The organism is Phaeodactylibacter xiamenensis, assembly GCF_965229835.1.
Lineage (GTDB): Bacteria > Bacteroidota > Bacteroidia > Chitinophagales > Saprospiraceae > Phaeodactylibacter > Phaeodactylibacter xiamenensis.
Map to the genome: position 1 here is coordinate 2,824,033 of NZ_OZ245931.1, position 16,098 is coordinate 2,840,130.

A 16,098-nucleotide genomic window follows, 5' to 3' on the forward strand; every position below is an offset into this window, starting at 1 on the left:
GAAAACCCGAAAGTCAACTAAAGGTTTTAATCTCGCTTTTGCCTTGTTTTAATCTGTACAAAGCGGTGCCTGAAGACATCGATCAGCCTTGGGCATTTGAAAAATATAGAATACAAACAAAAAACCGGACACTCAATTGAATGCCCGGTCTCTGATATATGTCCAGGTTCCCCTGAAACTCCTTATTCTACGATAACCATCTGCTTGGTTGCGCTGTGGTCTTTAGTCTTGACGGTATAAGAAACGATTCCCCGAACCGCCAAATCTGAGGCTTTCACACTAATTTGATTGTACCCTTTAACTCCATCAACCGGATAAACCTTTAGTACTCTGCCAGATACATCGGTAATCATCACTGTTGCCGGCACCGCTTCCGGCAGCTCAAACCCGATCACTGTTTCTTCCCGGAACGGGTTCGGCTGGTTCTGGTAGAGGGCAAACAGGCCTTGCTCTTCAGCTGCTGTGCCAAAGCTCAGCGCCACATCCTCAAACGTGCCGCCATTGCCGTAAGCTTCCCTCGGCGTCACCGCATCGCTCATGCCCATGGCTTCGCTCAGCTGTACGTCCGTGCGGGCGCGCAGTACCAGGGTGAACAGCTCACTGTCCGTTGGCACCACCGTTTCGGATGCCCAGTTCCAGCTCATTGCTACCCGGCCTTGTGCAGCCTGTGTCAGGCCGAAGTGCCCCTCTGAGAGGGTACCCGGCAGAATGTCCACCAGCTCCAGTGCCTGTGCATCAAACTCCAGCGTGCCCTGGAAGCCTTCAATGGCTGCCAATTGTGGCGCGGTGAATGGGATGCGGTACTCGTTGCCCGCTTTCAGGGCTTCGTCCGCCGTTTCCAGCTGGAAGCGGCCATCAAAGCCCCGCTCGTCGATCGCAGAGAAGCTATTGGCCACTACATCGCCGCTCACATCACCAATCTTCACGGCGATGAAGTCCGCTCCGTGGATGCCCGTTGCCGGCAGGTTGTTGATGTTGACCACCTCAGGGAAGGCTTCCTGCCATGGGTTCTCCGGATTAGGGAACACATAGCTTGCTTCCACAAAGCGCCAGCTCGTGTTGTTCGGCAGCTCCGTGCTGACCGACAGGATCAGCTTGCGCAGCTGGATCAGGTCGAGCGTGGTGATGCTGCCGGAGTTGTTCGCATCCGCTGCAATACGCTTGTAAGGGCTATTGAGCGGCTCTACGCCCAGGATGTGCTTGCTGATCAGTACCAGGTCGAACGTAGACACACCGTTGAGGTAGTCGCCGTCGCGCTGTGGCGTGATCGTGTAGTCAAGGCCTGCTGTCAGGTTCGTGAATACGTAAGCGCCATCGTTCTGAGTCGTCATCGCTGTAGAAGCCTGGCCGGAAAGGCTGGCCTGTACATCTTCTACCGGCTCGTTGTCCTCGGTATTGACTGCACCGGCTGCCATTGGTGCTGCTGCACCGCATACGCCCATGTTGTCCTGTACCAGGATGTAAGTCTCGCAGAAGTCGCTGTTGCCAGCTGCGTCGTACGCCCAGATCTCGATCACCAGCGTGCCTTCGTCGTCGCAAGTCAGCACAAGGCCGGTCTGGTCAGGGTTGTTAGGCTCGCCTACACGGTTGATAGAGTACTTGATTGGCTCAGAGCAGTCGCCCGCCTGAGTGGAGAAGTCGACAAAGTCGCTCGCCCAGATCTCAGCCATGCCTGCGCCCGGGTCTGGCAGGTTGTCGCCGTCCTCGTCTACTGGCATCAGCTCGATCGCAATGCCGTTCAGGCAGAATGGCGCTGGCGCCTTGCAGTCGATGATGTCGAATGGCAGGATCGCAAGGTCTGAGTTGCCACAGCCGTCCAGTACGTGCACTTCGAACGCGTGGCTGCCGATTGGCAGGTCGTTCACTGTGATCGTGTAGTCTGGGTAAGAACCAGATACCACGCCTGTCAGCTCCACAAGGTCGCCGCTCAGGAATGGGTCAAGGAACACCTTGATCGTCAGGCCGTCTGGCGTACAGTCCTCATCGATGCTGAACGGATAAGTCACGTTCGCATCACAGTTCACGTTGTCCAGTGAGCAGAATGCGTCTGCCTGCGTGAAGCTGATCTCAGGAGCGGTGTCGTCGTATACCTTGATGATCTGAGTGTACTGGTAGTAGCCAGTCTCGTCATACTCGAAGCTGTAGTAGTCGTTCGATACGCCACAGAAGTTGATGCCTGGTACGTTGTTGTCAGGTGTCTCGTCTGTGTCCTGGTCGAAGTAGATCTTGCCGTTCGGGCGTGCAAGCAGCCAGAAGCCGTTGCCGTTGTTCGCAATACGGTCGCCATCGCCTGGAACACCGTTGCAGTCCTCGTCGCGGCCTACGATGTAAGGGTCGCTCTCGCCGTCATACTGGCACCAGTTGATCACCTTCCACGTACGGAAGATCTTGTAGCACTCGTCGCCGGATGCAGAGAACTGCTCGTCGTTGCTTGTCACTGCAAGCAGGCCGCAGCCAAGCTCGTTGTACTCAACGGTGTCTGGTGTTGGCGTGCCGCAGTTCGCCTCAGCATCTTCAGGGAAGTAGATCTCGTAGTTGTGCACCTCATTGATCGTGATCACCTGCACACAGCTGTTCGTGCTGCTCAGGCCGTTCACGTCAGTGACGCGGAAGATACGAGTGATGGAGCCGTAGCCGCACTCCAGGTCAGCGTTCGATGCTACCTGCTGTACAGATGCTACGCCGCAGTTGTCTGCGCCAGTCGCCATACCGAACAGGTCTTCCAGCTGGCCTGCGTCAGATGCGTCGAAGCCGTATGGAAGGCCGTCGCAATCCACAACTACGTTGTCTGGCGCGTCACAGAATGGGTTGATCTTGTCCTCTGGCGTAACGCTCAGCCAGCAGGAGTTCTGGTTGCCGTACTGGTCGGTCACAACCAGTGTGATATCAGATGTAACGCCTACGTCACAGCAGAAGAAGTCGACGAAATCGCCGGTTACGCTGTTCTGCGTGCCGCAAGTGTAAGTGATCGGGTTGAAGTTGTTGCGGAAGATCGCGATAGATACATCACCGCAGTTGTCCCATGAGCCTTCGTCCACGTCAGATGCGAACACCCGTGCAAGCGCTGGCTGGCCAGGCACGATGTTGCCGCCGCCGATGCTTACGTTCAGCTGGTCGTCGCATACTGCCACCGGCTCGATCTGGTCGATCACTGAGAATGGGCAGTACAGCTCCGTCTCATTGCCACAGTCGTCTTCTGCCACATAGCGGAAGAAGTGGCCGCCGAATGGGATAGAGGATACAAAACGGTTCGCGCCAGGCTGGATTGTGCGCACCACTACGGTGTCGGTCACAAACTGTCCGGTTGGCAGGCCGTACTGGTTGATCACCTCTTCCTCTGTTGTCGTCACGATCTCGGTGTATACCGTTACGTTAGAGCAGTTGTCGCTCACGCCTGGCATTGGCACTTCGAAGGAACCGCCACACGAAAATGGGCTCGCAGAGTAAGACAGTGGACCTGCGGGGCAGAATACTTCCGGCGCGGTGTAGTCCCCTACCTTAATCAATTGCACAAACTCTACGATCGCTCCCGGCTCGCACCAGTCATAAATGGTCCAGACCCGGTTAAGCTTGAAGGTGCCTTCGCACTCCTGAACAATCGCGCCATCTTCATAGGCCGCAGCAAAATTGCCAAAGCTAAAATCAATGGCGTGAGGGCCGAAAGCAGGTAGGTCATCAACTTCAGGGAAACCTGTTAGTTCAGGTACTGGCACACCGTTTGGCAGAGCTTCAAATGCGGTCCCACAATCAATTTCCACCACATCATCCGGGAACAGTACATCATCAAGCGTAGGCGGACGAAGTGTGATGATTTGGGTGCAAGCATCCGAATTCTCATTTAAGTCCGTTACCGTGAATGTTCTTGTGATTACAATATCACCACAGTCACCAGAAGCAGAAAAACTGTCGGTAGCGGTAAAATCCAGCGTCGTGCCGCAATTATCGGTAGCGGAAGGCGCGCCAGTAAAGGCATAAACCTGCTCAATAAATGCGGTCTGTTGAGCCAGGCTACCGGCATTACCACCGTACAAAGTGTCAAATGCGGTAGTCAGGAAGTCCGCCGGGTTGTTGGGTGGGCAGGTAATGACGGGAGCCGTCTTGTCCTCGCCAGTGATGAAGCCCCAGCATGGCTCGAAGCCTGTTACGTCCGGCCCGGTGATCTCGTAGATCCACTGCCCGTGCCCGTCAAGGATGTTGCCGTTAGCGGGGTTGTCATCGTTGACGATGGTGATGGTGAAGTCGTCTTCCTGCAGGCAGCCGAAGTTGCCTTCCAGCACCATATCTGCTGTGATCACCCGGGAGCAGTTCTCGTCCAGCGTCACGTTGATATCATCGTTGCACGCCAGGTTCGCTTCCGGCGCATCGTCTTGTGTGACAGACACCCCGAAGGCTTCGCTTGTGCTGTTGCCCGCTGCGTCCACAGCCCCTATGCTCACCGTGTACTGGCCAGGGCCCGCTGTGAAGCAGTAGGCCGTGCCGTCTGCCGTCACCGGCACAGCAACGCCGCCAGGCCCTGTCACCGTTACCGTGGGCACGATATCTCCTTCGCAATCGTCAATGGCTGTGGCCTGGAAGCAGATTTCTGCCTCGTCCGGCCCACAGGGGTCAAGCACTTCCGTAATGTTCTGCGATGGGTACACGATGATTGGGGCCGAATTGTCTTCGTCCGCATTCACCGTGACCGTAGCCGTAGCCTCGGTGGTATTGCCGCCGCCATCCGTATACGTGCCCACGATGGTGTACACGCCTGGGCTCAGGCTCAGGCTCCACGCGAAGTAGCCGTTCGCAGGGCCCGACAGCGCTGCGTCGAATGGGGGCGCTGGCGCTCCGTTCACCGTGAAGCTCGCGCTGCTGAAGTCTTGGTCGCAGTCGTCTTCCAGCTGTACCGCAAAGCTTACCGGTGCCTCGCCTTCGCAGTTCGGCACCTGGTAGGCCAGGTTGCCGGGCATTGTCATTACCGCCGGCGTGTCCGGGTCTTGCACCACTTCTACAGCATGGTCTATTGTTACCCCTTCGTAGCTGGTAACAATCAGGTAGCTGCCCGCGCTCAGGCTGCCCGTGGCTTCGAAGTACGCATAGCCCTCGTTCACCAGGATGTAGGTGATCTCCAGTGGCGCACCGCTGATGCTGATCAGCCCGTCGGGCACATCGCCCGCCTGCAGCTCGCAGTCATAAATATGGCCCGCGAAGACGATAAAGCCGTCCTCAGCACAGTCTTCGATCACGAACTGCCCGTTGCCGGACACGTCCACGATCGGCGCAGGGCTTTGCGCCTGCGTGAGGGTGATGTCAAAGCTGTACTGGCTCGTATTGCCATAGTCGTCTGTAGCCTCGTAGGCCACCGTATACATGCCCGGTGCAAGGGCGCTGCCGCTTTCGGGGCCGCTGACCTGCTCCAGTATTACATCCAGGCCGCAGTCGTCTATTGCTGATACCTGCCAGTTCACAGGGGCGCTGTCTTCGCAGCCCGGGATCTGCACCTGCATGTCGCCGGGGCCGTAGATCTCCGGGGCGCGGCTGTCCACGACCGTGATCTCATAAGACATTGTATCTCTGTTACCCGCCTCATCTGAGGTGATCAAGAGCAGGGCATTCGTACCAATGCCTGCATGGACAGCCACTACGTAGAGCGGCTCCTCATCGGATACTGTCACGCTGGCACTTGGGGATACGGAAGGGTTGTCCGTTTGTGTAGTAATCTGCGCTTCCAGGCTCACCCCATCGCTCAGGCAGTCATCATCCAGCTCTACAAACCAGTTGAACTGCACCCCGCACTCCCCTTCCGGGATGCTTTCGTAAAGGATCGTCATCGGGGGTTCCAGCCCGGCCTCGTCTGTAACCGTTTTCGTTGGGGGCGTATCATCGGTAGTTTCCAATGTCAGTATTTCCTCGTACAGCTCAGGCAGGCAGCCTTCGCCATAGGCACAATTGCCCCGGTCCACAAGCTCAAGGCGGACACGGTAAGTGCCCTCGCCAAGATCTTCCACAATTATTGGCTGAGTAAGGGATATGGCTGAGCCTACCAGTGTTTCTCCAACGCCCGCTTCAATCAGGTATACATCGTAAGTGGCATTGCAGCCCTGCTCCTCCAAATCGATAGTCAGCGTGCCGTCCGTAGCCGTTGGGCAGCTTGGGCCCTCGCCGTTCAGGGTGAGTACCGGCACAGGGTAGCAGTTGGCATGCAGCAGGCCGGAGATGGCTTCCACCTCGGCATTGCCCAGATTTTCGGTGATCGCAAAGTTATAGCATTCTCCATTCGTCAGGGTGCCTGGTACGAAGGTGACCTGAGTGGAAGACATATTCACAAAGTCGACCACCGGGTTGCCGTTTTCATCTTCTACATCAACCGTCCAGTTGTTGCCGGTGGAGAAAGGCTCCCAGTCGAGCGTAATGGAGCCGTCGCAGTTGCAGATCACCTCGTAGCCCTCTGTGCGGAAGCCGAAGTCAAAAGACAAATTGTCCTGATCGTCCGGGTAGCTGTTAATGTTGCCGGGCTGATCGCCGGTGCCATCTTCGCCAGTGCGCAGGCTGCCATCTTCAAGGATCGTGAAGGTGGTATTCTCCGGGTCGTTGCTGTCCAGGTCGGCATCGTTTCCTGCACCAATAATAGTAGGTGCATAGCCCGTTGGAAAATCAGGAATACGAAGTGCGTAAGTACCCGGTATGAGCCCTTCAAAGACGTACTTCCCATCGACATTATTAAAGATGCCGGTGCCGATGGTATAAATACGGTTGTCTCCATCCGTAGCAAGGTCGCCGTCCACGCCTGCCCATTCCAGTTCCATAGGCAAGTCATTAAAGCAGGGGTTAGAGAAATCGCCCTGTAGGCCATCGCCGTCCAGGTCTTCCCAAACATAACTGCCCACCAGGTAGAGGGTTTCCTGGTAGTCTTCGATCTCGCCGAATGGGATTTCGCCCGTCTGGCTGTCCGGCTCGAGGCCGCCTTCCGGGCTCAGGCGGGCGCGGGAGTAAGCGCTGCCGCCTTCGAAAGTAGCACCTTCAGGCACTTCGAAGCACAGTATTTCATCGGAGAGCCCACCGTTTGGTATGGTGTTGCCCGTTGAGAAGGAGACCTCTTCTCCTGCACCAAAGGAGCCATCGCCGTCCCAGTCTATCCAGAACTGCAGGACGGCATCCTCTCCTGTGCTGTTTACTGCCGTAACGGAAACACAGGCTTCGGTGCCTGGCAGCAAGGGCGTAATAAAGTCAATGCCGTTCTCATCGTCATCGGCCTCATTGCAGGTGCCGAAAGTGACCAGCCCGGAGCCGTTGTCGTCCCCTTCTGCCAGGTTATCCGGCTGCCCGTCCAGCTCTACGTCCACGCACTGCCCGAGGAGCAAGTCTTCGCTGACGATGTGCTTTGGCGCATCGGGGCTCTCTGTACCGTAGGAAACCGGCAGGTCGCCGTAGTCAAAGCCGACGATCTGTACCATGTAGTCTTCCACTTCGCCGCTTTGAGCCTGACCAAGGGCAGTAGCTACATCATCTGGATTATTCGCCAAACGAAGGCGCAGGCCTACATCTTGCCCCACTACACTCATTGCCGGTATCGGTACATCTATGCTCACTGCCGTGGCATTATTTGGGACCAGCACGCTAAAGCGCTCGGTAGACGGGTCAAAAGCCCCGTCCTTATTGAAGTCCAGGAACAGCGCCAGTGTCGCCTCCTCTCCCGTCATGTTCATTACTGGTATTTCCAGCGTCGTTGTTTGGGTTAAGATGAACAGCGGGATATTGTCCAGGTCGAGGCCGTCCTCGTCGTCCGGGTCTGTGTCCGGGGTCGCGGTATTGTCATCGCCCCCCACAGTAGCGCCTGCATCAACGCTGGGCTGACCGTTGGCTTCATCGTCGACGGTAGCGCCTATTTTCAACAAGGTATTATTGTCTACATCGACCAATATACGGTGGCGCGGCCCATTGTCTTCCCGTAAAGTTGCGTAATTGGCTGGGGTAAGTGGATCGTTAGGGTCGCCGCCAGTGCCCAAGGCTGTATCATTCAAGTCGCCGAAATCCAGGCCGAGGATTGGGGTAAGGTAGTCTTCCACCTCACCATCTGGCGCAATGCCTGTTGGGTTCATCACGGCGTCCATATCAGTACTGATACGGAAGCGTACACCTACCTGCTGATCTCCTATGACAGAGGTCAATGGTGGCGTGACATCCTCAAAAGTAGCCTCCGTAGCGCCATCGGGCACCATGAGGTCGTACATTTCATCGGTATCGTCAAAATCCCCGTCTCCGTTCCAGTCGATAAAGAGCACTAGCTTTGCTTCCTCGCCTGTCATGTTCATGAGCATCACTGGTACATCTACTGGATTACCCGTGTTGAATAACGGGAGAATTACTCCATCTTCGTCATCGCCGTCGCCGAGGGCGTCTGCGCTCGGTTGCCCGTCTGGCTCTGCATCGACCACGCTGCCCAGCTTGAGCAGCACGTCTGTAGGCACGGAGTGCGCAGGGCCGTTATTAGCATCAGCGGTCGCATAGCCTGGATCCTCTGGGAGGTCGCCGTAGTCCAGGCGGAAAAGGCCGGCATCAAAGTCTTCATATTCTTCACCCTCTGACAGGGTAATACCGGGGGTACAGCCGTCAGCGGGGTTAGCGTCGCTGTCGTTGGTATCATTGCCGCCATTATTGGTTTGGTCTTGCTCCGTAAACTGATAGCTTTCCGCGTCAGTATTAGAGGAGTTGTCAAGATCAAACAGCACGCAGTATTCCACACCGGCGGGTAAGCCTGTGAAAATGTAATTGCCGTTATTGTCCGTTTGCGTGCCCCCTACCTGGTCGCCCTTTACGCCATTATTGCACTCGAACAGGGCTACCTGAATATCCGGAACGCCAGCCTCATCATTATCCTGCACCCCGTCCAGGTTGTCGTCTTCCCACACCAGGTCTCCAATGCTCGCGCAGGACAGCGGGATGTTGTTGTTGAAGACAAATACGCCCGGTTCCAGGTCAATGGAATAGTAAAACGGGTTGCTCCCGCAGGCGGCATCTTCCATGAAGCCCGGATTGCCGGCATCTTCGCCGCTGCCCAGCGTGGTTACGCCAACTGGCGCGTCAAATACGCCACCTTCTTCCATACAGTCCGGAGAAACGGCGTAGCCTGCCGGGGGCGTGAACTGAATGGTGTAAGTACCGCTCACAGACACGGCAAAGAAACCGTAGAAACCGCTGGAGCCGTCCTGTACAATATCCACAGGGCCGGGACCGTCTACGCTGATGCTACCGCCCGGGATGATCTCGCCCGTGGACTCGCAGTAAATATAGCCGGTGGGGTCCGCTTCTTCCGCTGCGGGGTCAATGCCATCGGGGACAAGATCGCCATCTTCGTCCGGGTAGATACCTGCATCGATCGTTGGGTCATCCTCACCTGAAGCCAGGGTAACACAATTTACGTTCCCGTTTTCGTCAATAACATCTGAGTCCAGGGCATCAACCGTATTGCCTTCAATATTAGCAAGGGTATAGATATAATCCTGTGCGGCGAATATACCGCTATAGTCAAATACAACCGTATAGCTGCCCGGTACCAGGCCAGTAAATTCGTAGTTGCCATTGGCATCAGTCATCACCTCCGCGCCGGGCACGGGGGCATCTTGCATTCCATTCACACATGTGAAGAGAGTGACGGTAACGCCCGGCACGCCTGCTTCGCCGTTGTCCTGCTGCCCATTGCCGTTCGAGTCTTCCCAGACTGTACTGCCCAGGCTGGCTGGCTGGTAGATACCGGCATCAATGGTATAGTTCATCTCGCCGCTGCCCAGGGTAATGACCTCGGTCTGCCCGTCATCGCCAGCATCGCTGTCTACTGTATCGTCCATACCGGCATTATCAGCAGGTGTGATCTCGTAGCCATTGGGCGTGATGAACTCCACGATAAAGCTGGCAGGCCCCAGGCTGTCGAACAGGTATAAACCATTCTCATCCGTCATAGTGGACTCAATGAAGTCGCCATTTTCCGTCAACAGGTTTACGGTTACGTTCTCCACAGGCGGTTCGCCGGGGTCCTGAATACCATTGGCATTAAGGTCTTCCCACACGTAGTCGCCAAGCTCGCCGAATGTCGGGTTACTACTGCATTGCGGAGTGGCTGGAGGATACAGCACAACCGTAGAGTCTGAGGGATTTACATCGAACCGCAGGCGCAGCTCAGGGCGCAGCCCATCCTCTACTCTTTCCCAGACACCATCGACCAGTACCCAGCCCGGCCAGTCTACAGCTACGCCGTTATCCACCACTGCACCAGGCCACAAGAGGGTCCCGGAAAGCGGCTGATTGGTCAGTACTGTTACCACAGTATCCACATCCGGGTCTATCCAGGTGATGGTTGCACCGTTGGAAGGTGTGAAACCGATGGGTGTAATGCTGTAATTGACGTAGGGCGCATCATCGACACAGATTTCTTCTGCTATCACTTCGATAGCCGGTACGAAAAAACCCGCATCGACATCAGGGTTATTGTCGCCGGCATTGAGTGTATAGGTAATTGTATTTCCTGTGCCCGGGTCAGCGTCGCTATCAACCGTATCATCATTACCCTCACCCTGTGGGGAAGGTACCAGTTCAGCGGGCGTGGTGAAGGTCAGCATGTAGTCGCCCGGGAACAGGCCAGAAAACATGTACATGCCCGTACCATCGGTAGTTGTGCTTGCCGTAAACGCATTTCCATTCAGGTCTGTACCTGAAATGCTCACTTCGGCATTAGGGATACCCGGCTCTCCGGCATCCTGAATGCCATCGTAGTCGAGGTCTTCCCAGACGAAGTCGCCGATTTTAGCGAATGCCAGGTAGTAGTCTTCCACCTCACCGTCATTGGCAGGCCCGGTAGCATCCAATCCCCCCGCTGAGCTCAGGCGTACACGGACGAAGGTTTCCAAATTGGGAAAGGTAGCGGAAGCAGGCACCTCAAAGCAGTAATTTGTGGTATTCGTTCCAGTTCCAACAATTGGCTCGGTAAAGGCTACTTCCTCGCCGCTGCTAAAGCTGCCGTTGCCATCAAAGTCGACCCACATCTGCAGCGCAGCAAGGCTACCGGTATTGTTGGTTGCGGTTACTTCCACGCAGGCTTCGTTGCCCGGCACCATTGAAGTAAGGAAACGGATGCCGTCTTCGTCATCGTTGACACACTCACTGAAAGCGGTTTCGCCCATTTCGGTTTCCACCCCGCTGCCATCGTCACCTCCTGTTCCGGCACCAGCAGCAGGCGTACCATCCACGCCGGCTTGCGACTCAGGCGAACCATCCAACTCGGAGTCAACGCAATCGCCCAGGAAAAGGTCGTCATGAATGATATGGAAAGCGCCATTCTGGCCCAGTGTGGTGCCGTAGGTATCCGGGACATCCCCGAAGTCACGGTCCCTTGGCCCTTCGAAGTTTTCCGTATCCATACAGCTGCCATTGAAAGCGGCGGTTACTTCGTGCAGTTGACCATCACAGGCCTTGGTGAATGACGCCAGGGTCTCCTCCACTCCATCCGCGCGATTCGCCAGGTTAAGGGTTTGCGTAGCTGGGCTAAAAGCAGAGTTGCCAGCGATACTGATATCCATATCTCCGGTACCGTTGTAGTAAGTACCGATTATATTGACGGTGTAAGTGCCATCCGCACGGCAGTTGTCTTCAATCTGAATGTCCGTAATTGCCAGATAGCAAGGCTCATGCAAACGGCGTTCGCCAGTACAGGTACCCTCAATCATGTCTCCCATCCCATCAATAAAGCGGGCTTCGACATCAAAGGATTCTCCGTCGCAGACCAATCCGATGAAGGAGAAATTGTAGTTTCCATCTTCGGCGATGGGATCAAAAATCTGGCTTTCCGTATTGCCACTTTCTGTAAAGAATACTTCGAGGCGCGCTCCCGGAGCCGGATCACCACCAATTTGCACCTGGCCAGTCAAGTTGTAGGTAAGGTTGCCCATGCCATCGTCTACACAATCGGTGGCACTCAGGGTAGCAATATTCAGAGTGGCCGGGGCTTCTACGGTTCCAAAAGCTTCACAGCTAAGATCTATATCGTCTTTGACTTCGAACATCAGGTCGCCACCTGAGATCGGAAAGGGCCCAAACTCGTCTCCAATAGGGTGCTCCACTCCGTAAGCCAGATTGGGTACCACGTCAATTTCCAGGCCATCTGCATTCATAACCTGCAGCGTAAAGGTCCCGTTATTGTCTAAGGCACTGTTAATTTCCCGGTTGACCTGCAGCGTCCAGGTGTAGCGGTCGTCGTTCACCTGAGCCGTCCCGCGGTCATCACACATCACCATAACGGTTGGGAAAAGGTCACAATCTGTGGCGATTAGCCCGAGGTCCAAAGTGGTATCTTTTGCCTGCCCGGTTTCTGTCAAAGCTGGTGTCAGATCAGTCATGAACATGGTGGTCTGATCTGCATCGCTATCCACAACGTCGTTTCCGCCTGCATCAAGCATGGTGGGCATATCCGCAGGAGGGACCTGGCCGGGCGGGAAGGAGTTTTCATCAAAAACAGCATAGTACTGGCCTTCAGGCAGGTTGGCAAATAGGTAGTAGCCCGGATTGCCGAAGTAGTTATCCCCGGTCAGTTTAGTCCCAACGAACACATCGTCGCCTGTTCCCGGCGCGGCATCTTTAGTGCCGACCAGACGGTACAAGTCTACACTCACACCGTTGATGCCCAGTTCAGCAGGCTCGTTTTGGATGCCATCCATATTGTCGTCCGACCATACATAATTACCAACAGAGACCGTATCCGCTTTGATGGCGATACCGACTTTGTTGGGCTCTGCTACAAGGAAATAGTCTTCGTCTGCCGTATCGGTGCGCCGCCCCTGATAGGCCAGGGAGTTCCAGGCGATGGCATCTTCGGGTGCATCTACCGGTGCCTGTGTGCTAAATACGATCTCCGTTTGCTCACCAGGCCCCAGCGGCGTTGGCAGAAAAAACTTTAAGGCTTGTGTCTCGGTAACATCAACCGGAGGAGCCGTGCTCCAAAACGGGCCTGTACAACCCGCAGGCTCGTAGGCCGGGCTAAAGTCGGCACGGCAGGGGTTGGGCTCTATGGAATACTCCACGGTGGCATTGGCCGGCATAGAGATCACTTCTACGAAGTTGGTCCGCCATTCACTCTCCCGGTCAGCAGGGAAAGAAACCGCTTCATCGCCAATGAATGGCATGATGTCAATCACCGTGATATCCTTGACCTCAACGTTGCCGGTGTTTTCGATGATGAGTTTCCAGTCAGCGGCTCCACCCTGAAAAGTGCGGCCGATACCGTTGAGGTTATCGAGCGTTGGATTCGGCCCGTTGGGATCAAAAAAGACAAAGTCGGCATCACAGTCTCCCCTTACGCCCTTCCGCGAGCTGGTCTGCACCAGTGCGTTTACCGTGAACGTTTCGCAATCCTCGAGGGGCAGGTCCTGACGGATGTAGTCGCCTGTTCCGGAAACGGTAAAACAGTTTTGCAATGGCCCGGGAGGGAAGCCCCGTGGGATGGCTACATCGTAGGTGATTTCATAGAATTCCGAATAGCGTTCCCCCGGAGCTGACCCGCTCAGGCTGGCCCATTCAAAAGTAAGGGTACGATTGCCGCTGTTGTAGACCATGCCATCGTTATCGGCAGGAGTAAGCCCCCCATTGTACTGAATGGTGCCAGGCACAAAATCAAGCCCCATGGGCAGTTCGTCTACAATGACGACGTTGTTGACATCAAAAGGGCCCTGATTGCGAAAGCGCAACCGGAAGGTAATCGTATCTTCGGGGTTGCCGTCTGAGCCATTCAGGGAGGTCTTCGACAAATTGGTAGGGCCGATGGGCGGAATGGTAATATTGTCCTCATCTCCGGGCAACTCTGCCTCCGGTGCGATATCCACATCATCACCATCAATCGTGAAGGTATTATTCAGGGTAGAACTACCAGGGCCATTGGCCACTTCCGTCACTTCTACAGTATACTCAATAGTGTAGGTTGCTCCGCAATCTTCTTCCACGTCCGTTGAGCCAGGCAGGTCAATACCGGAAAAGTCCCAGGTCAGGGAGCTGCCTATCTGGTTGAGCGCCGGAGTTCCAATATCAGTGATATTAGAGCTATAGGCAACCGATCCCGGCACCAGGTTAACACCAGCGGGCAAATCATCGGTTACCAAACCATTCACGAGGGGATCAGGGCCACAAACGTTGAATGAGAGAGTGTAAGTGACTTCATCCCCGACGAAGAATACATTTCCGGAAGCTGATTTATTAGGAGAGTCCGGCCCAACCGGCGGAATACGGGTGACAGCTGCACTGTCATCACACAGGTCATTCGGTACCGGTTCTCCTTCGTAGTTTGCGGAAACTTCCACCACAGGAGAGATACAGGTGTAAACAGCATTCGGGCAGGAAACGTATACCGGATTGGTGATGCGCGGGTTGGCACCAATGACCGGGTTGCCAAGCTGATCAATAGCCAGCACTTCATAGTCCAGCACTATCCCATTCACAGGGCCAAACCCGGGAGGCACCGTACCGAACTCGTAAACCAAAGTGGTCAGGAATTCACCTGCGCCCAATACCGGGGGCGTAAAGTCACCGGCAGAACCATTGAGTGTGGTATTAAAGCTGCCTAATGGGAATGGGCCTCCGAGGTTGGTCTCGTAAGTCACCGTTACAGGAAGGCCTTCAAATAAGTAACTGGAGGGCCTAATGCCCGTAATCTGAATCTGTTGTGGGATAGTAATGGTTGCCGTGAAGTCATCCACTTCGACATTACCGGTCACATCGGCATTGGCCACGTAACCACCCTGATCTCCGATTTCAAAAGTCGAGAGGCCCACGCCACACTGAATGAGCGGGTTGGGCGAAGGCAGGATACCGTTATAGGTATCTGTATCATCCACATTAACTGGGCAGTCTGAAATGGTGGTGCCGTCGAGCATTGCTTCAATGGAAAAGTTATCACTAAAGTCGAAAGGCGGAGAAGGAAATTCCAAAACCAGGGGAAAGGAAGTTGCCCCGGAGGCGTTACTGACATCCCAGGTTAGTGTCGTGCCAGATTGCATGCAGCCTGAGCAATTCACTACGTTGGTATTAGCGGGGATTTCTGCGGTGAGCGTAGCGTTATCGAGCGCGATAAAGCCCGTAACTGCCGATGGGCTGATGCCTAATTGAAACAATGAAGTAGAGCCAGGGACACCAACTGTCACTGCATTTACGTTTACGTTCCACTCCTCATTAGGTGCGCTTACGATGATATCTATCTGGTCACTTACAGGGCTATTATCAGCGTCATCCGCCGAGAAGGTAACAGCAGCGGGAATTACTGTGCCATCACAGACCTGCCCGGGCGGAATGACCAGTTCCAACATGAGGATACCCGCAGCACCGGCTTCAAGTGGATTTTTCATATTGATGCGAAAGGTCGGCGTGCCCATAACATTGACGATTTCAGTGCTGCCCACTTCAGCATTGCCTACGAAACTGACAACCTGAATCCCATTAGGCAGGGGCACCTCAATAACCGGGTTGTCAGCATCCTCCACAAGGCTCTGAGTCGAATAGCTGATTGTATATGTGAAAGCTACTCCTGTTTCAGGCGTATCATCACTGACCATAATACCGATATCCAGGATCAAAGTATTTGGCATACTTAGTGCTTCGTCCTTCTGCTGAACAACGGGTGCATCCTGATGGCTATCAGTCCAATTATCCAGAGAAAAAACACCGGGGTTAAAGGCAAGTAGGGTTGATGTAAGTACGGCAATAACTGACAATAGGGTAAGCGTGGTTTTCATGTTGCTATGGTTTGTGCAAAATTGTACTGTTCACTACAGCGGGCTTAACCGCTAAGTGTTATGGATCATTCGTTTTTGACATAGGTTTACCTGCTGCGCAATGGCGCAGTCGAGATTACGATTGTTGTACTTATGGAGGTTTTAACAGCTCGAAACACAGGGGTAATTAGAATTACCTGACCTGCTGTATTCGAGGACCTTTGTAGTAGTGTCTTAGTGTGTCCTAAAAAGAAGTGTTTGCAGGTCGAACTGTTATTTCAATGCAGGTACTACAAAAGTAATGCCAGATTTCTCAAGTCTCATTATCAACACAAGACAATTCTACCTTAAATGCAGAATATGTGACATGGATTAC

The 16,098-nt window shown here is 54.6% G+C and carries 1 protein-coding gene; it reads right to left on the reverse strand.

Features of this window, described 5'->3' with window-relative positions; genetic code table 11:
- Positions 1–182: 182 nt before the first annotated feature.
- Positions 183–15,743, reverse strand: coding sequence for an SdrD B-like domain-containing protein (locus tag ACO08I_RS10455; protein WP_421949284.1), 15,561 nt, complete (start codon positions 15,741–15,743; stop codon positions 183–185).
- Positions 15,744–16,098 lie beyond the last annotated feature (355 nt).

Coding starts and splice junctions, on each gene's coding strand:
- ACO08I_RS10455 (WP_421949284.1), bottom strand. CDS start 15,743: ATGAAAACCACGCTTACCCTATTGTCAGTTATTGCCGTACTTACATCA.